This window comes from Streptomyces sp. NPDC031111 (genome assembly GCF_055570675.1).
Genome location: NZ_JBVIGS010000013.1, coordinates 169,315 through 186,894 on the forward strand (window position 1 = coordinate 169,315; position 17,580 = coordinate 186,894).

A 17,580-nucleotide genomic window follows, 5' to 3' on the forward strand; every position below is an offset into this window, starting at 1 on the left:
GGGGGACGGCCACGCCGCCCGGGCGCCGTGACCCCCGCAACCCTCACCGGAGAGAATGGACCCCGTGCGCTACCGCATCCTCGGCACCACCCAGGCACTCCGCCCCGACGGCACCGTCGTCCCCGTCGGCGGGGCGCGGCTGCGTGCCCTGCTGACCGTGCTCGCCCTGCGGGCCGGGCGCACGGTGCCGGTGGGCCTGCTGGTCGACGAGGTGTGGGACGGTGATCCGCCGGCCGACGCGACCGGGGCGCTCCAGGCGCTGGTGGGGCGGCTGCGCCGGGCGCTCGGCGCGGACGCGATCGCCTCCGCCGACGGCGGCTACCGACTCACCGCCGCCCCCGACGACGTCGACCTGCACCGTTTCGAGCGGCTGGCCGGCGAGGGCCTGCGCGCCCTCGCCGACGGCGACCCGGCGAAGGCGGCCGCCGTCCTGGACGACGCCCTCGCCCTGTGGCGCGGCCCCGCCCTCGGCGGCCTGCCCGACCGCACCGCCGACACGGCCCGCCTCGAAACCCGGCACCTGGACGTGCTGCGCGCCCGGCACACCGCCGCCCTCGCCCTCGGCCAGGCCGAGCAGTCCCTGCCCGAGCTGACCGCGCTGTGCGACAGCCACCCCCTCGACGAGCCCCTCCAGGCCCTGCGGCTGCGCGCCCTGCGCGACACGGGCCGCGCCGCCGAGGCCCTGGCCGCCTTCGAGGACGTACGACGCCTGCTCGCGGACCGTCTCGGCTCCGACCCCGGAGCCGAACTCCGGGCCCTGCACGCCGAGTTGTTGAAACCCGGGCCGGGTCCCGCGCCCGAGCCGCGGGGAAGCGTGCCGCCCGGCAACCTGCGGGCCCGGCTCACCTCGTTCGTGGGCCGGGAGGCCGACATCGAGACGATCCGCGCGGACCTCACCGCCACCCGGCTGGTGACCCTCCTCGGACCGGGCGGGGCCGGAAAGACCCGGCTGTCGCAGGAGGCCGCCGAGACCGTACGGCAGTCCATCCCCGACGGCGTGTGGCTCGCCGAACTCGCCCCGGTCGACGACCCCGACGCCGTCCCCGAGGCCGTCCTCACCGCCGTCGGCGCCCGCGAGACCGTGCTGTACGGCGCCGGCGCCGAGAGCATGAGGGCCGTCACCGACCGGCACGACGACCCGGTGGAGCGCCTCGCCGAGCACTGCGGCCCGCGACGCATGCTGCTGATCCTCGACAACTGCGAGCACGTCGTCGAGGCCGCCGCCCACCTCGTGGAGGCGCTGCTGGAACGCTGCCCCGGCCTCACCGTCCTCGCCACCAGCCGTGAACCGCTCGGGGTGCGCGGGGAGTTGCTGCGTCCGGTGGAGCCGCTGCCCGAGCCGGTCGCGCTGCGCCTGCTCGCCGACCGCGGGGCCGCCGCCCGCCCCGGCTTCCGCACCGACGCCGACGACGACACCGCGGCGGCCTGCGCGGAGATCTGCCGCCGCCTCGACGGACTGCCGCTCGCCATCGAACTCGCCGCCGCCCGGCTGCGGATCCTCACCCCGCGCCAGATCGCCGACCGGCTCGACGACCGCTTCCGCCTGCTCACCTCCGGCAGCCGCACCGTCCTGCCCAGGCAGCAGACCCTGCGGGCCGTCGTCGACTGGTCCTGGGACCTGCTCGACGAGGACGAACGCGACGTCCTGGGCCGGCTGTCGGTCTTCGCGGGCGGCTGCGACCTCGCCGCCGCCGAGGCCGTCTGCGGCCCGGTCGCTCTCGACGCGCTCGGCTCCCTCGTCGACAAGTCCCTGGTGGTGGCCGCCCCTTCGGGCGACGGCGAGATGCGCTACCGCCTCCTGGAGACCGTCGCCGAGTACGCTCGCGAACGCCTCGGCCAGTCCGGCCGGCGCCCGGAGGCCGAGCGGGCGCACCTGACGTACTTCCGTGAACTCGCCCGCACCACCGAGCCGTTGCTGCGCGGACCGGACCAGGCGGTCGCCATCGCACGGCTGGAGCGGGAGTACGAGAACCTGCGCACGGCCCTGCGCCACGCCCTCGCCCTGCGCGACGAGCAGGAGGCACTCTGCATCACCCTGTCGCTCATCTGGTACTGGCAGATGCGCGATCTGCGCATCGAGGCCCGCAACTGGTGCACCGAGGTCATGGCCCTCGGCCCCGACCCGTTCACCGAACCGGTCCGGCCCGCCGCCCCCTTGTGGCAGCGCTGCACCGACGCCCCGCCCCCGATGACCGGCGAGGTCCTCGCCGAGGCCCGGCGCGGGGTGCACCTGGCCCATCTGGCCCAGATGGACACCGAGCTGGACGACTGGCAGACCCCGCAGGCACAGCACAAGCTGCGCCTGATCGCCGCGACGTACGAGCCGGGCATGCCCCAGGTCTGCCGGCCGCCCGGCCTGCTGTGGACCTTCGCCGTGATGCTGACCGGCGACATGGAGCGGCTCCACCAGGTGGTCGACGCCGCCATCCGCACCTGCCGGGAGAACCCGGGCTTCGAGTGGGAGCTGGCCTCCAACCTCCAACTGCGCGCCAACTTCCTGGCCAACCGCAGCGACTGGGCCGGAGACGCACGCCGTGACGCCGACGAGGCCCTGGAGATCCACCGCCGGCTCGGCGACGTCTGGGGCGTCGCCGAGGCCTTCTCCGCGCGTGGCGAGGCCCGCGAACGCAGCGGTGCGTACGAGGCCGCCGCCGAGGACTACGAGGCGGCGATCGAACACGCCGACCGCCTCGGCGCCCGCGCCCACATGGCCGTCCTGTCGGCACGGCTCGGCAGCGCGCTGCTGGAGGCGGGCGAGACGGAGCGCGGCGAGCGGCTGCTGCGCGAGGTCATCGAGAGCACACGCGGACGGCACACCGAGGCCCTGCCCGCCGCCCGGCTCTTCCTGGTGGGCTGGCTCGGCACGGTGGGGCGCACCGCCGAGGCCCGGGAGCATCTGCGGGCGCTGCGCGAGGAGTTCCGGCTCGCGCACTACGTCGTCTTCGACGCGTTCATCCTCGGCGCCGAGGGCTGGCTGGAGGTGGCCGACGGCAACGACGAGCAGGCCATGGTCCTCATCCGCGAGGCGCTCCGGCAGGCGGGCGATCCGCTGTCCGCCGCCATCGCACCCCATATGCGCTCGGCGTACCTCACCCTGGGCGCCGCCGCGCTCGTCGGACTCGACGGCGGGCGGCACGCCCGGGACGCGGCCCGCTGCATCGGCGCCGCCGACTCCTGGCTGCCGCCCGAACACCACGCCGGGAGCGTGGAACGCGAGATGCGCCGGCGCGCCGAGGAGCGCACCCGGGCGGCACTCGGCGACACGGAGTACGAGACCGCGTACGCCGAGGGCGCCGGCCTCTCCCCGGACGAGGCCGCCGCCCTGCTCGGACCGGAGTGATCAGCTCTTCGTACGGAACTTGTGGATCGCGACCGGGGCCATCACCGCGGTGATGCCCACCGACCAGGCCAGCGTCATCCACAGGTCGTGGGCGACCGGGCCGCCCACCATCAGCCCGCGAGCCGCGTCCGCCAGCGCGGACAGCGGATTGACCTGGGTGAAGGACTCCAGCCAGCCCGGCATCGACTGCGTCGGCGCGAAGATCGACGAGCCGAACTGGAGCGGCATCAGCACCAGGAAGCCCATGGCCTGCACCGACTGCGCGTTCTTCATCACCACACCCAGCGTGAGGAAGATCCACATCAGCGCCGAACCGAACACGGCGGACAGTCCCACGGCGGCGAACAGCCCCGGCCAGTTGTTGATGTCGAAGCCGACGAGCACACCGACGACCATCAGGATCGCGGTGGCGATCAGCATCCGCACCATCTCGACCGAGATCTTCGCGAACAGCACCGAGCCACGCCCGATCGGCAGCGACCGGAAGCGGTCCATGACCCCGGTGTTGAAGTCCTGGTTGAACCCGGTGCCCACCCCTTGGGCCATGTTCATGCCCATCATGGCCATCAGGCCGGGCACGATGTACTGCACGTACGCCTCCTGCCCGCCGCCCAGCGACTGCCCGATCGAGCCGCCGAAGACGTAGACGAACAGCAGGGTGAAGACGATCGGGAACAGCACGGCGTCGAACATCGACTCCGGGTCCTGCCGGATCCACAGCAGATTCCGGCGCACCAGCGCCCCGGTGTGCCGCACATGGGCACGCAACGGGATGCGCGCGTCCGCGCGGAGGTCGGTGGTGACAGTGGTGGCAGTCATACGGTGACGACCTCCTCGTGGGTCTCGGCGGGCACGGCGTCCTGCGGGGCACTGGCGCGGTGGCCGGTGAGGGACAGGAACACCTCGTCGAGGCTGGGCAGTTCGGTGGTGATGGAGCTGAGGGTGATGCCGCGCGCGGTGACCGCGCCGACCACGGCGGTCAGCTGCTCGTCGCTGAGCACCGGCACGAGCACGGCACCCCGCTCGGTGTCCACGGTGGTCGTGGCGAGCCCGGTGATGCCCAGCTCGTCGAGGGCGCCGGCCAGCGGCCGCAGCTGGAGCGGGTCGGCCGGGCGGATCCGCAGCGTACGGCCGCCGACCTTGGCCTTGAGCTCCTCGATGCCGCCGCTCGCGATGACCTTGCCCCGGTCCACGACGGTCAGCTCGGAGGCGAGCTGCTCGGCCTCCTCCATGTACTGGGTGGTCAGCAGCACGGTCACCCCGTCCCCGACCAGCCGCTTGACCTCGTCCCACACCTCGTTGCGGGTACGGGGGTCCAGTCCCGTGGTCGGCTCGTCCAGGTACAGCACGGCCGGGCGGCCGATCATCGAGGCGGCCAGGTCCAGCCGCCGCCGCATACCACCGGAGTACGTGGCCGCGGGCCGCCGTGCCGCGTCGGTGAGGGAGAACCGCTCCAGCAGCTCGTCGGCGCGGGCCCGTGCCTCCTTGCGGGACAGGTCGAGCAGCCGCCCGATCAGATACAGGTTCTCCCAGCCCGGAAGCTTCTCGTCCACGGAGGCGTACTGCCCGGTCAGCCCGATCACCCGGCGCAGCTGCCGGGGCTGGCGGACCACGTCGTACCCGGCGACGGTGGCCTGCCCGGCGGTCGGCGTGAGAAGGGTGGACAGAATCCGTACGAGGGTGGTCTTCCCGGCCCCGTTCGGCCCGAGGACCCCCATCACGGTGCCCTCCCGCACATCCAGATCGACCCCGTCCAGCGCCTTGGTCCCGCCGTAGTGCTTGACCAGCCCCCGCACGGTGACGGCCATGTCATTTCGCGTCATGCCCCCGACTCTGCCGCCCCCCACCGACAAACCCCCGACATCCCACCGACACGGGCGCCACCGCGGGCAGCCGCATGCCGCGTCAGCCGCGGGCAGTCGTCCGCAGGGCGGCACGGGTGGGCGCGACGGCACCCCGTAAGCGCCGGGATGCGCGAACACCCCCCGTCCAGCCCGGACATGCGCCGGCCCCGCTGACGGGGGAAGATCAGCGGGGCCGGCAGGTGGTGCGGCAGTGGCTCAGCGGCAGCAAGAGCTGCTCAGTGCACGGAGTGCGCCTCCTCCGGGAAGGCGCCGCCCACCACATCCTCGGCGAACGCCTTGGCCGCCCCACTCATCACCGCACGCAGATCCGCGTACTGCTTGACGAACTTCGGCACACGCCCACCCGTCAGCCCCAGCATGTCGGTCCACACCAACACCTGCGCGTCCGTCCGGGGCCCGGCCCCGATCCCGACGGTCGGGATGTGCAGCACCCGCGTCACCTCGGCCGCCAGCTCCGCCGGCACCAGCTCCAGCACCACGGCGAACGCCCCCGCGTCCTGCACGGCCTTCGCGTCCCGCAGCAGTTGCTGGGCCGCCTCCTCGCCACGCCCCTGCACCCGGTACCCCATGGCGTTCACCGACTGCGGGGTCAGCCCGATGTGGGCCATCACCGGAATCCCGGACTCCACCAGCAGCTCGATCTGCCGGTGCGACCGTTCGCCGCCCTCCAGCTTCACGGCGCCGACACCGGCCTCCTTCACCAGCCGGGTCGCCGAGCGCAGCGCCTGCACCGGACCCTCCTGATAGGAGCCGAAGGGCAGGTCGCCCACGATCAGCGCGCGCGAGGTCCCGCGCACGACCGCCGCCGACAGCATGGTCATCTCGTCGAGGGTGACGGGCACGGTGGTCTCGTACCCGAGGTGGCAGTTGCCGGCCGAGTCACCGACGAGCATCACCGGGATACCGGCCTCGTCGAACACGGACGCGGTCATCGCGTCGTACGCGGTGAGCATGGGCCACTTCTCGCCGCGCTCCTTGGCGGCGGCGATGTCACGGACAGTGATACGGCGCGAGCCCTTGCCCCCGTACAGCGTCCTGCCGTCGGAGGAGGAGGAAGAACCGGATGCCGTCCCGGTCTGGGCAGCCGAAAGCTGCGTCATGGAACCGTCTCCCAACATGTCATCTCGAGGCGCCCTTACGGCGTCCCCGGACCACGTCCATGGTGGCACCTCGCCCGGACGAGGGCCAGAGGCCCCCTTGTGAGTTCCACCCCGCGAGCCCCCGACACCACACAAAGTCCCGGCAAGTTCTGGGCAAAGGATTTCCGATACGAGACGGTCTCGTATCGGAAATAGCTAGCCTGGGCCGCATGACTTCTCCTGCCGCCGCCCCTGCCCACCGGGTCCCGGAGGCCGTGCACCGGCGCCGCTGGGCGATCCTCGGCGTGCTGATGCTGAGCCTGCTGATCGTCGTACTCGACAACTCGATCCTGAACGTCGCCATCAAGACGATCTCCACCCCGGCCCCCACCGGCCTGGGCGCCACGCAGAGCGAGCTGGAGTGGGCGATCAACGCCTACACGCTCGTCTTCGCCGGGCTGCTCTTCAGCGCGGGGCTGCTGGGTGACCGGCTCGGCCGCAAGAAGGTGCTGATAGGCGGCCTGATCGTGTTCGGCATCGGCTCGGCGCTCGCCGCGTTCTCCGGCACCCCGGCCGAGCTGATCGGCTTCCGCGCGGTGATGGGTCTCGGCGCGGCCTTCGTCATGCCGGCCACCCTGGCCGTCCTGATGAACGTCTTCGAACGCGACGAGCAGCCGAAGGCCATCGGCATCTGGGCGGGCGGTGTGGGCCTCGCCATCGCCATCGGCCCGATCACCGGCGGAGTCCTCCTGGACCACTTCTGGTGGGGCTCGGTCTTCCTCATCAACGTGCCGATCGTCGTCCTCGCCGTGGCCCTGATGCTGTGGCTGGTCCCCGACTCCCGCGACCCCAGCCCCGGCCGGATCGACCCCGTCGGCGTCGTCCTGTCCGTGGCCGGTCTGGTCCTGCTGGTCTACGGCATCATCAAGGGCGGCCAGCTCGCCGACTTCACCGACGCCACCGTGCTGTCGACCATCGGCGCCGGTCTCGCCGTACTCGCCGCCTTCGTGGTGTTCGAGAAGCGCAGCGACCACCCGTCCATCGACATCACCTACTTCAGGAACAAGGTCTTCTCCGCCGCGATCGCCGCGATCGCGCTGGTCTTCTTCGCGCTGATGGGCGTGACGTTCTTCGCGGTGTTCTACACCCAGAGCGTGCGCGGCTACTCGCCGCTGGAGACCGGACTGCTGATGCTGCCGCTCGCCGCCGCGCAGATGATCTTCGCGCCACGGGCCCGACTCCTGGTGGACCGCTTCGGCAACAAGGCGACCACGACCGCCGGTCTGGTGGTGCTCGCCGCGATGCTGGCCGCGTTCGCCACCCTGGACGCGGACACGCCCATCTGGATCCTGGAGGTCGTCTTCTTCCTCATGGGCGCCGGTATGGCGCACGTCATGACGCCGGTCAGCGTCGTCGTCATGCAGGCGCTGCCGCGCGAGAAGGCGGGCTCGGCCTCCGCGCTGAGCAACACCTTCCGCCAGGTCGGCGGCGCGCTCGGCATCGCCGTACTCGGCTCGGTGCTGTCCACCGCCTACCGCACCGGCGTCGAGGACGAGCTCGGCCTGCTGCCGCCCGGCGCACGCCACGCCGCCGGCGAGTCCATCGAGGCCACCCTGGCCGTGGCGGACCGGCTGGGCGCGCGGGGCGAGCCCCTGGTCGGCGCGGCCAACGACGCGTTCCTGCACGCCATGCACGTCACAGCGTTGTGGGGAGCGGGCGTGGCGGTCCTGGGAGCGATCGTGGTCGCCGTGTTCCTGCCCGGCCGGGGACCCGCGTCCGAAGACGACGAGAAGGAACAGGAATTGGTGTCGGCGGCGGACTGAGAACCCCCGCGTGGTGGATCGTCCGCACCGCCCGACCGGGGAGAATCGTCCCAGCCGACCGGAAGGACCGACGACGTGAGCCTGGCCGACACCGACCCCCGGCAGGACGGTCCCGCGCGGGGCCGCCCCCGCAGCGAGGCGGTCGAACGCGCCATCATCGAGGGAGTGATGAAGCTCCTGGAGGACGGGGTGCCCCTCGCGGAGCTCTCCATCGAGCGCATCGCCCGCACCGCCGGTGTCGGCAAGGCCACCATCTACCGCCGCTGGAGCGGCAAGGAACAGCTCCTCGTCGACGTCCTGCGGGCCGCCGAGCCCCCGGACCCGGAACTCCCCGGCACGTCCATGCGCGACGACCTCGTCGTCCTGCTGGAGTCCCTGCGACGGCGCGGTCTGGCCGGGCGGACCTCCGCGATCCTGCACAACGTGCGCGCCCAGATGAAGAGCAGCCCGAACCTCTGGGCCGCGTACCACGACACCGTCATCCTGCCGCGCCGCCGGCTCGGCCTGGAGGTGCTGCGCCGGGGCCGGGAGAACGGCGAACTGCGCGCCGACGTGGACATCGAACTGCTCAACGACATCGTCGTGGGCCCGGTCCTCGTACGCACCGTCCTGCGCCCCGACTCCGAACTCCCGGACGACCTCGCCGAACAGGTCGTCGACACACTTCTCCAGGGCCTACGCCCCGTCAACGGCTGATCCCCGTGTGCGCGTTTCGTCACAGAGGACACTTTTCGCGCCCCCGTCCGGAACTCCCCGGGCGTCCCCGCACGTCCTCGCCCCCGTACGGCCGCCGAGGGGCGGCGGGAACGGAACCGATCATCCCCTAGTGTCTTACGGACACGGGGTGACGGTGTGCACGGCAGGTTGTGAGGCGACGGTATGGCGCAGCAGGCGTACATCACGGAGACGGACAACGGCGGCTCGGGGCCCGAGCGCCCGCCAACCCGGTTCCGGCGCCTGTCCGACCGCGTCACCAGGGGCTGGCGCGGCGACCGCGGCATCTGGCGCCGAGGGCTGGTCCTGGCCGCCTGCTCGGCCCTGACGGCCCTGGTCATGGCGGCCCATACCCACGTCCCGAACGCGATCGGCAACCTGGGCAGCCTGGTCGACACCTTCCTGCCCTGGCTGGGCCTGCTGATCCCGGTCCTGCTGGTCCTCGGCCTGATCCGGAAGTCGGCGACGGCACTGATCGCGACGATCCTGCCCGCGGCCGTCTGGCTGAACCTCTTCGGCGGCCTGCTCACCGACAAGACCGCGACGGGCGGCGACCTCACGGTGGCGACGCACAACGTCAACGCCGACAACCCGGACCCGTCCGCCACCGCCCGTGACGTGGCCGCCTCGGGCGCGGACGTGCTGGCCCTGGAGGAGCTGAAGGCGTCGGCGGTCCCGACGTACGAGCGGGCGCTGAAGTCGACGTACAAGCACCACGCGGTGGTCGGCACGGTGGGGCTGTGGAGCAAGTACCCGCTGAGCGATGTGAAGGCGGTCGACATCCGCCTCGGCTGGAAGCGTGCGATGCGCGCGACGGTGGCCGCTCCGGCGGGCGAGGTCGCTGTCTACGTGGCGCACCTTCCCTCGGTCCGGGTGAAGCTCGAGGCCGGGTTCACGGCTCGGCAGCGCGACAAGAGCGCGGACGCGCTGGGGGAGGCGATCGCGGAGGAACCCCTGCCGAACGTCGTCCTTCTGGGCGATCTCAACGGCACGATGAACGACCGCGCCCTGAAGGCGGTCACCTCCCAGATGCGCTCCACCCAGGGGGCCGTGGGCAGCGGGTTCGGCTTCAGCTGGCCGGCGTCGTTCCCGATGGCGCGGATCGACCAGATCATGGTCAAGGGCGCCGAACCGGAGAGCAGCTGGACCCTCCCGGCCACGGCGAGCGACCACCTCCCCATCGCCGCCCGTGTGAGGGTCACCACACCGGACGACTGAAAACCGCAGGTCAGCCGCCTTCTCGTCACTCACTCGTCACTCAATGGAATACCGGACCTGAGAGGCTTTGTTCCGACCGTGAACATATTGTCTTCGAAAGGTCCGCACTTCCATGCCCCTGGCCCTGCTCGCCCTTGCCGTGGGTGCCTTCGGCATCGGTACCACCGAGTTCGTGATGATGGGGCTGCTCCCCGACGTCGCTGACGACCTGGGCATATCCCTCCCCAGCGCGGGCCACCTGGTCTCGGCGTACGCCCTTGGCGTGGTCGTCGGCGCTCCGCTCCTGGCCGCCGCCACGGCGCGACTGCCCCGCCGCACGGTCCTGATCGCCCTCATGGCCCTCTTCGTGGCGGGCAACGCCCTCTCGGCGTTCGCGCCCGACCACCACTGGCTCCTGGCCGCCCGCTTCCTCAGCGGCCTGCCGCACGGCGCCTTCTTCGGCGTGGGAGCGGTGGTCGCCACGACCATGGCGGCCCCGGAACGCAAGGCCCGTTCGGTCTCCCTGATGTTCCTCGGCCTGACCATGGCCAACGTCGCGGGCGTCCCCGTGGCCACGCTGATGGGCCAGCACTTCGGCTGGCGCGCCACCTTCCTCGCGGTCAGCGCCATCGGCCTGGTGGCGATAGGGTCCCTGGCCCTCCTGATCCCCCGGGACCACACCCCCGCCCCCCGGTCCGCCCTCCGCGGCGAACTGGCCGCCCTGCGCTCGCTCCCGGTCTGGCTGGCCCTGGGGACGACGGTCGCGGGCTTCGGGGCGCTCTTCGCGGCGTACAGCTACATCACGCCGATGCTGACCGAGTCCGCGGGGTACGCCGACACGAGTGTGACGCTGCTGCTGGCGCTGTTCGGCGTGGGCGCGACGGCCGGCAACCTCCTGGGCGGCCGGCTGGCCGACCACTCCCTGCGCGGGACGCTGTTCGGCGGCCTGGCGTCGCTGACGGCGATCCTGGCGCTGTTCCCGCTGCTGATGCGGGCGGAGGCCGGTGCGGCTCTCGCGGTGACCGTGCTGGGCACGGCGGCGTTCGTGACGGGGTCGCCGTTGCAGCTGATGGTGATGGAGAAGGCGTCGGCGGCGCCGTCGCTGGCCTCGTCGGCCAATCAGGCGGCGTTCAACCTGGCGAACGCGGGCGGGGCGTGGATCGGGGGTCTGGCCCTGGCGGCCGGCTTCGGCGTGACGTCGCCGGCGGTCGCGGGGGCGGTGCTGGCCGCGTTCGGTGTGGGCGTGGCGGGGGTCGCGTACGCGGTGGACCGCAGGGCGGTGCCGGTGGGGGGCCGCGAGCGGGTGGTCGCGGGGCGCGTACCGGAACGTACGGCGGCGGACGCGGGGCGTGTGGGGTAACCCGGCGGGTGGTCTGCGCGGCCCGGCGCGTTATGCGGTGCTCCGCGTGGGCGTGGGCCGGGGGTGGGTTCGCGCGGCCCGGCGCCGTGCGGGGTGCTCCGCGTGGGTGTGGGCCGGGGGTGGGTTCGCGCGGCCCGGCGCTTCCGGGGTGCCGTCGCGCCCACCCGTGCCGCCCCAGCGGCACGACTGCCCGCGGAGAGCGCGGCATGCGACTGCCCGCGGAGGGCGCGGCGTGCGGCTGCCCGCGGCTGACGCGCCAGGCGGCTGACCGCGGAGAGTGGGGCAAGCGGCCGCCTGCCGAGAACGGCGGGCGACTGGCCGCGGAGGGTGGGGCAGGTGGCTGGTCGCGGTGAGCGGCATGCGGTCGGCCGCAGCCGGCGGAGACGGATGGTCGCCGACGGCGGGGAGGGGACGGGGCGGGGGTGGCCGCCCGCAGTGGCTGGCGCGTCCGCGCCCCGCACCCCTCCAAGAAACGTGATGCGCGCCAGTCCGAGGACGGACACCCCCGACCCGGCCCCGCCCCACCCACCGGGCCGGTGGCGCTCAGACGCGAACCCCGACGGCGCCCCCGCCCCGCCCACCGGGGCCGGGGCCGCTCAGACGCGGACCCCCTCGCGCCAGCCGTTCGTGATCGGTAGGCGGCGGTCCTTTCCGAAGCCCTTCGGGGAGATCTTCGTGCCCGGCGGATACTGCCGCCGCTTGTACTCCGCCCGGTCCACCATCCGCAGCGTCTTCTCGACCAGCTCCCGATCGAACCCGGCCGCGACGATCTCGTCGGCCCCCCGGTCCCGGTCCACGTACAGCGCCAGAATCGCGTCCAGCACCGGATAGTCCGGCAGCGAGTCCGTGTCCACCTGCCCCGGCCGCAACTCCGCACTCGGCGGCTTGGTGATCGAGTTCTCCGGGATCGGCGGGGTCTGCCCGCGCTCCCGAGCCGCCCGGTTCCGCCACTCAGCCAACCGGAACACCGACGTCTTGTACACGTCCTTGATCGGCCCGTACGCCCCCACGGAGTCCCCGTACAGCGTCGAGTACCCCACCGCCAGCTCCGACTTGTTCCCCGGCGCCAGCACGATGTGCCCCTCCTGGTTGGAGATCGCCATCAGCAGCGTCCCCCGCAACCGGGACTGGAGATTCTCCTCAGCCAGCCCCGTCAGCCCCAGAGCCCCCATATACGCATCGAACATCGGCTCGATCGACACCGTCCGATAGTTCAGCCCCGTCCGCCGCGCCAGCTCCGCCGCGTCGCCCTTCGAGTGCTCGGACGAGTACTTCGACGGCATCGACACGCCGTACACGTTCTCCGCCCCCACCGCGTCACACGCGATGGACGCCACCAGCGCCGAGTCGATCCCCCCGGACAACCCGATCAGCACCGACCGGAACCCGTTCTTCTGGACATACGCCCGCAGCCCCACCACCAGCGCGGAGTACACCTCTTCGTCATCGTCGAGCCGAGACGCGTACCCCCCGGCCAACTCGGCCAACTCGGCGGATTCGGCGGACTCGGCGTCGTACGCGGGCCCAGGAGCCTCCGACACGACCACCCGATCGATCCGCAGCCCGTCGTCGACGACCCCCACCGGCGCGTCCGCCTCCGCCGCCGGAAGCTCGAGGTCCAGCACCACGCACGCCTCGCTGAACTGCGGCGCGCGCGCCACCACCGCACCGTCGCGGTCGACGACGATCGAGTCCCCGTCGAAGACGAGCTCGTCCTGTCCGCCCATCATCGCGAGATACGCGGTGGTGCACCCGGCCTCCTGCGCCCGCTTGCGCACCAGCTCGAGCCGGGTGTCGTCCTTGTCCCGCTCGTACGGCGAGGCGTTGATCGAGACGAGCAGCCCGGCCTTCGCGGACCGGGCGGCCGGCACCCGCCCCCCGTCCTGCCACAGGTCCTCACAGATGGCCAGGGCGACATCGACCCCGCGCACCCGCACCACCGGCATGGAGTCGCCGGGCACGAAGTACCGGAACTCGTCGAAGACGCCGTAGTTCGGCAGGTGGTGCTTGGCGAAGCTGAGCACCACCTCACCCCCGTACAGCACGGCGCCCGCGTTCTGCGGCGCACCTGCGGGCTGCCCGTACTTCGGCTGGGCGGCGGCGCTGCGGTCGAGGTACCCGACGATCACCGGAAGATCCCCGAACCCCTCCTCGGCGAGCCGCGCGGCCAGCGAGTTCAGCGCCGCCCGGGACGCTTCCACGAACGACGACCGGAGGGCGAGGTCCTCGACGGGATACCCGGTCAGCGCCATCTCGGGGAACGCCACGAGGTGCGCTCCCTGCTCGGCGGAGTGCCGGGTCCAGCGGACAATCGTTTCGGCGTTACCGACGAGGTCACCGACACGCGAGTCGATCTGATTCAGGGCGAGACGTAGTTGAGGCACGGGCCCAGTGTAATCGTCAAAACGACACGATGCCCGGACGGGCCGTCCCGCACCCGGCGCTAGGCGCCCGGGTCGGCCCCCGCTCCCCGCTCCTCCAGCATCCCGGCCATCAGTTCGATCTCGGACTCCTGCCCCTCGACCATCCCCCGCGCGAGCCGCTTCTCGACCCCCACCTCACAGGCACGCACACACCCCTGGGCCATGTGCACCCCGCCCTTGTGATGAGCCGTCATGAGCTGGAGATAGAAGACCTCGGCCCGCTTCCCGTCCAGCTCTCCCAGCCGCTTCATCTCCGCGTTGGTCGCCATCCCCGGCATCAGCGCCCCGTCCTTGCCGGAGGCCATGTCACCCATGCCCATCCAGGTCATCGGCGGGTCCGAGGACACCTTGGGCAGCTCCCACAAGTCGAGCCAGCCCAACAGCATGCCCCGCTGGTTGGCCTGCGTCTGGGCGATGTCGTAGGCGAGCCGCCGGACCTCCTCGTCGTCCGTCCGGTCCCGCACGATGTACGACATCTCGACGGCCTGCTGATGGTGCACGGCCATGTCCCGGGCGAACCCGGCATCGGCGGAGTCGGCCGAGGGAACGGAGTCCGACGACCCCTCGTCCCCGGCGACCGCGTAAGTGATCGCCCCGGCCGCGACGAGTGCGGTCGCCGCGGCCCCCGCGATCAGCCCCACCTGCCTCACTTGGCCAGCCCGTTGGTGCAGGCGGCCCCCGGCTCCGGCGTCTGCTCCCCCTGGACGAACTTCTCGAGGAACGCGTCGAGATTCGGGTCGTCCGCCCCGGTCACCGTCCGCTGATGCCCCCACGCGGTCAGCGTGATCGGGTCCTTCTGGCCGTCCACCGGGCTCATCAGCGTGTACGGGGTCTTCTTCACCTTCGCCGCGAGCGCGTCGACGTCCGCCTTCTCGGCATCGGCGTTGTACGTGACCCACACGGCTCCGTGCTCCAGCGAGTGCACGGCGTTGGCGTTGTTGATCTCGTCGGTGTAGACGTCCCCGTTGCAGTTCATCCACACCGGGTGGTGGTCACCGCCCACCGGGGGTGAGACGGCATAGTTCACCGACTTGGTCACGTGGTTGCGCCCCAGCTCGCCCTCCCACTTCCGCACACCGTCCTTGCCCGTGACGAACTTGCCCGAGTTCTTCGAGTCGGCGGCCGCGCCGCCGTCGTCGTCGGACTGCGACTGGACGAGCACCACACCGCCGACGACGAGACCGGCGACGACCACCACACTGGCGGCGATGGTGAGGATCCGGGCGCGGCGCTCGCGGGCCTTCTCGGCGCGCCGCATCTCCTCTATGCGCGCCGTACGTGCCGCGCTGCTCTTCTTGGCGGAGCCCATGGGGAATGCCCTTCGGAGGGGGAAGTGGGACGAACGGGTGAGCTGATCGTAATGGGGAAGACGGGACGAGCCGTAGAGGGCGCCAAAAACAAGGCAACCGCCGAGAACGGCACCTCGACAACCGCCCCGAAAAGTTGAATCCAGGATGCGCATTAAATACCCTCTCGGCCATGCGGCTGCTCCGCTCCACAGACCTGGCCCTGCGCGTCCTCATGCGCCTCGCCGTGGCCGGCGACTCCACCCCCACGACGCGGGACGTCGCGCATGCCATGGACGTGCAGTACACGCACGCCGCGAAGGTCGTCTCCGAGTTGCAGCACATGGGCCTGCTCACGGCCCGCCGGGGCCGGGGAGGCGGTCTGGCCCTCACGGAGGACGGCCGCACCGCCTCGGTGGGCGCCGTGGTCCGGGCCTTCGAGGGCGAGGGCGACGTCGTCGACTGCGAGGGCACGCCCACCTCGTCACCGTGCCCGCTGAGCTCCGGCTGCCGACTGCGCGGCGCCCTGCGCCGGGCCCAGGAGGCGTTCTTCGCCACACTGGATCCGGTGACGATGGAGGACCTCGTCACCGACCCCACCGGCGCCCTGCTCCTGGGAATCCCCACGCGGCCGTAAGGTGACCCGCGATGACCCGCGATGGCCCGCGGGAAACCCGTAGAATCCCGCACAAATCCACCAAGACCCGCCCGCCCGAGGGCCGACCGTTACGGATCCCGACCCGAACAGGCAAGATGGGCCCCAGAGCGGTACACCTGTCGTGTGCGAGGCGTTCAGGCCATGGCCAGTCGGCCGATCGAGGTCGGCAACGCGTATGAAACGCTGGTGTGGTGGGATGCCCGTGTGACCGCTCGGTAGCCCGCCCGCCTCCCGTGGCGCGGGCGCGGACAGGCGGCCTGACCGGCAAGGATGGGGAAGCGGAAGATGGACAAGCAGCAGGAGTTCGTGCTCCGGACGTTGGAGGAGCGCGACATCCGGTTCGTGCGCCTGTGGTTCACCGACGTGCTGGGCTTCCTGAAGTCCGTGGCCGTCGCCCCCGCCGAGCTCGAGCAGGCGTTCGACGAGGGGATCGGCTTCGACGGCTCCGCCATCGAGGGCTTCGCCCGGGTGTACGAGTCCGACATGATCGCCAAGCCGGACCCGTCGACGTTCCAGATCCTCCCCTGGCGCGCCGAGGCCCCCGGCACGGCCCGTATGTTCTGCGACATCCTGATGCCGGACGGCTCCCCGTCCTTCGCGGACCCGCGCTACGTCCTCAAGCGGGCCCTCGCCCGCACCTCCGACCTGGGCTTCACCTTCTACACCCACCCGGAGATCGAGTTCTTCCTGCTGAAGGACAAGCCGCTCGACGGCAGCCGCCCGACCCCGGCCGACAACTCCGGCTACTTCGACCACACCCCGCAGAACGTCGGGATGGACTTCCGCCGCCAGGCGATCACGATGCTGGAGTCGATGGGCATCTCGGTGGAGTTCTCCCACCACGAGGGCGCCCCCGGCCAGCAGGAGATCGACCTCCGCTACGCGGACGCGCTCTCCACGGCGGACAACATCATGACGTTCCGCCTGGTGATGAAGCAGGTGGCCCTGGAACAGGGTGTTCAGGCGACCTTTATGCCGAAACCGTTCTCCGAGCACCCGGGCTCCGGCATGCACACCCATCTCTCCCTCTTCGAGGGCGACCGCAACGCGTTCTACGAGTCCGGCGCGGAGTACCAGCTCTCCAAGGTCGGCCGCTCCTTCATCGCGGGCCTGCTGCGGCACGCGGCGGAGATCTCGGCGGTGACCAACCAGTGGGTCAACTCGTACAAGCGCATCTGGGGCGGCACGGAGCGCACGGCGGGCGCCGGCGGCGAGGCCCCCTCGTACATCTGCTGGGGCCACAACAACCGCTCGGCCCTGGTCCGCGTGCCCATGTACAAGCCAGGCAAGACCGGCTCGGCCCGCGTCGAGGTCCGCTCGATCGACTCCGGCGCCAACCCGTACCTGACCTACGCCGTCCTCCTCGCCGCCGGCCTCAAGGGCATCGAGGAGGGCTACGAGCTCCCGCCGGGCGCCGAGGACGACGTGTGGGCCCTCTCGGACGCGGAGCGCCGCGCGCTCGGCATCGAGCCGCTGCCGCAGAACCTGGGCGAGGCGCTGACCCTGATGGAGCGCAGCGACCTGGTCGCCGAGACCCTCGGCGAGCACGTCTTCGACTTCTTCCTGCGCAACAAGAAGCAGGAGTGGGAGGAGTACCGCTCCGAGGTCACGGCCTTCGAACTCCGCAAGAACCTGCCGGTGCTGTAGGCGCAGGGCAGAACGTTTCATCGCTGGACCGGCTACGGGGGCCGACGGTCATGACCGTCGGCCCCCGTAGCGTCTCACTGCTCCCGGGCCGTCCGACGCCGGAGTGACCTGCTCACGTCGGCCGTCATCTGCCGGACGGCCATGAATGAGCGTCTGGACGTACTGCCGCTGATCATCGTCACGCGCGG

Annotated in this window: 13 protein-coding genes; 7 read left to right on the forward strand and 6 right to left on the reverse strand. The window is 71.8% G+C overall.

What is annotated here, in order from left to right:
- Positions 1-55: 55 nt before the first annotated feature.
- Positions 56-3,340 (forward strand): AfsR/SARP family transcriptional regulator, encoded by a 3,285-nt coding sequence (locus ACZ470_RS26055; RefSeq protein ID WP_468430938.1) that lies wholly within the window; start codon positions 56-58, stop codon positions 3,338-3,340.
- Here ACZ470_RS26055 and ACZ470_RS26060 read toward each other — a convergent pair whose 3' ends face one another.
- The 3 genes from ACZ470_RS26060 to panB all read right to left on the reverse strand — a co-directional run bounded on the left by ACZ470_RS26060 (position 3,341) and on the right by panB (position 6,305).
- Complete coding sequence (locus ACZ470_RS26060; protein ID WP_468430940.1) at positions 3,341-4,159, reverse strand: ABC transporter permease; 819 nt, start codon at positions 4,157-4,159, stop codon at positions 3,341-3,343.
- Positions 4,156-5,163 carry an ATP-binding cassette domain-containing protein gene (locus tag ACZ470_RS26065; RefSeq protein ID WP_468430942.1) on the reverse strand — a complete coding sequence of 336 codons (1,008 nt, stop codon included), beginning with the start codon at positions 5,161-5,163 and terminating at the stop codon, positions 4,156-4,158. The genes ACZ470_RS26060 and ACZ470_RS26065 overlap by 4 nt, the downstream gene beginning before the upstream one ends.
- Positions 5,164-5,420: 257 nt before the next feature.
- The gene (panB, locus tag ACZ470_RS26070) at positions 5,421-6,305 is read right to left on the reverse strand and encodes a 3-methyl-2-oxobutanoate hydroxymethyltransferase (RefSeq protein WP_468430944.1); all 885 of its coding nucleotides are present in this window, start codon (positions 6,303-6,305) and stop codon (positions 5,421-5,423) included.
- 209 nt (positions 6,306-6,514) lie between these two features.
- On the opposite strand from panB, the gene ACZ470_RS26075 reads away from it, so the two are divergent.
- From ACZ470_RS26075 to ACZ470_RS26090, 4 genes are all read left to right on the forward strand, one after another.
- A complete protein-coding gene (locus ACZ470_RS26075) occupies positions 6,515-8,107 on the forward strand; it encodes an MFS transporter (RefSeq protein ID WP_468430946.1) in 1,593 nt (530 codons plus the stop codon).
- Positions 8,108-8,182: 75 nt separating this feature from the next.
- Positions 8,183-8,803, forward strand: a complete 621-nt coding sequence (locus ACZ470_RS26080; RefSeq protein ID WP_468430948.1) for a TetR/AcrR family transcriptional regulator — start codon at positions 8,183-8,185, stop codon at positions 8,801-8,803.
- A 183-nt stretch (positions 8,804-8,986) separates the two neighbouring features.
- Positions 8,987-10,039 carry an endonuclease/exonuclease/phosphatase family protein gene (locus ACZ470_RS26085; protein WP_468430950.1) on the forward strand — a complete coding sequence of 351 codons (1,053 nt, stop codon included), beginning with the start codon at positions 8,987-8,989 and terminating at the stop codon, positions 10,037-10,039.
- Positions 10,040-10,151: 112 nt separating this feature from the next.
- Positions 10,152-11,378, forward strand: coding sequence for an MFS transporter (locus ACZ470_RS26090; protein ID WP_468430952.1), 1,227 nt, complete (start codon positions 10,152-10,154; stop codon positions 11,376-11,378).
- Positions 11,379-11,974: 596 nt separating this feature from the next.
- On the opposite strand, the gene ACZ470_RS26095 is transcribed toward ACZ470_RS26090, so the two are convergent.
- Genes ACZ470_RS26095 through ACZ470_RS26105 form a run of 3 tightly spaced genes read right to left on the reverse strand, consistent with a single transcriptional unit; the run spans position 11,975 to position 15,110 of the window.
- Positions 11,975-13,762 carry an NAD+ synthase gene (locus ACZ470_RS26095; protein WP_468430954.1) on the reverse strand — a complete coding sequence of 596 codons (1,788 nt, stop codon included), beginning with the start codon at positions 13,760-13,762 and terminating at the stop codon, positions 11,975-11,977.
- Between the two features lie 59 nt (positions 13,763-13,821).
- Positions 13,822-14,451 carry a DUF305 domain-containing protein gene (locus ACZ470_RS26100; protein WP_468430956.1) on the reverse strand — a complete coding sequence of 210 codons (630 nt, stop codon included), beginning with the start codon at positions 14,449-14,451 and terminating at the stop codon, positions 13,822-13,824.
- Positions 14,448-15,110 carry a DUF3105 domain-containing protein gene (locus tag ACZ470_RS26105; protein ID WP_468430958.1) on the reverse strand — a complete coding sequence of 221 codons (663 nt, stop codon included), beginning with the start codon at positions 15,108-15,110 and terminating at the stop codon, positions 14,448-14,450. Before ACZ470_RS26105 ends, ACZ470_RS26100 begins: the two co-directional genes overlap by 4 nt.
- Before the next feature lie 170 nt (positions 15,111-15,280).
- Here ACZ470_RS26105 and ACZ470_RS26110 point away from each other — a divergent pair, with 170 nt between their 5' ends.
- Together ACZ470_RS26110 and ACZ470_RS26115 are read left to right on the forward strand one after the other, a co-directional pair.
- The gene (locus tag ACZ470_RS26110) at positions 15,281-15,724 is read left to right on the forward strand and encodes an RrF2 family transcriptional regulator (protein WP_468430959.1); all 444 of its coding nucleotides are present in this window, start codon (positions 15,281-15,283) and stop codon (positions 15,722-15,724) included.
- Positions 15,725-16,030: 306 nt separating this feature from the next.
- On the forward strand, positions 16,031-17,392 hold the full coding sequence (locus ACZ470_RS26115; RefSeq protein ID WP_468430960.1) for a glutamine synthetase family protein: 1,362 nt from the start codon (positions 16,031-16,033) through the stop codon (positions 17,390-17,392).
- Positions 17,393-17,580: the final 188 nt, after the last annotated feature.

Excerpts from the sequence above, each read along its gene's own strand:
- ACZ470_RS26055 (WP_468430938.1), top strand. The coding sequence starts at position 56 with ATGGACCCCGTGCGCTACCGCATCCTCGGCACCACCCAGGCACTCCGC.
- ACZ470_RS26060 (WP_468430940.1), bottom strand. The coding sequence starts at position 4,159 with ATGACTGCCACCACTGTCACCACCGACCTCCGCGCGGACGCGCGCATC.
- ACZ470_RS26065 (WP_468430942.1), bottom strand. The coding sequence starts at position 5,163 with ATGACGCGAAATGACATGGCCGTCACCGTGCGGGGGCTGGTCAAGCAC.
- panB (WP_468430944.1), bottom strand. The coding sequence starts at position 6,305 with ATGACGCAGCTTTCGGCTGCCCAGACCGGGACGGCATCCGGTTCTTCC.
- ACZ470_RS26075 (WP_468430946.1), top strand. The coding sequence starts at position 6,515 with ATGACTTCTCCTGCCGCCGCCCCTGCCCACCGGGTCCCGGAGGCCGTG.
- ACZ470_RS26085 (WP_468430950.1), top strand. The coding sequence starts at position 8,987 with ATGGCGCAGCAGGCGTACATCACGGAGACGGACAACGGCGGCTCGGGG.
- ACZ470_RS26090 (WP_468430952.1), top strand. The coding sequence starts at position 10,152 with ATGCCCCTGGCCCTGCTCGCCCTTGCCGTGGGTGCCTTCGGCATCGGT.
- ACZ470_RS26105 (WP_468430958.1), bottom strand. The coding sequence starts at position 15,110 with ATGGGCTCCGCCAAGAAGAGCAGCGCGGCACGTACGGCGCGCATAGAG.
- ACZ470_RS26110 (WP_468430959.1), top strand. The coding sequence starts at position 15,281 with ATGCGGCTGCTCCGCTCCACAGACCTGGCCCTGCGCGTCCTCATGCGC.
- ACZ470_RS26115 (WP_468430960.1), top strand. The coding sequence starts at position 16,031 with ATGGACAAGCAGCAGGAGTTCGTGCTCCGGACGTTGGAGGAGCGCGAC.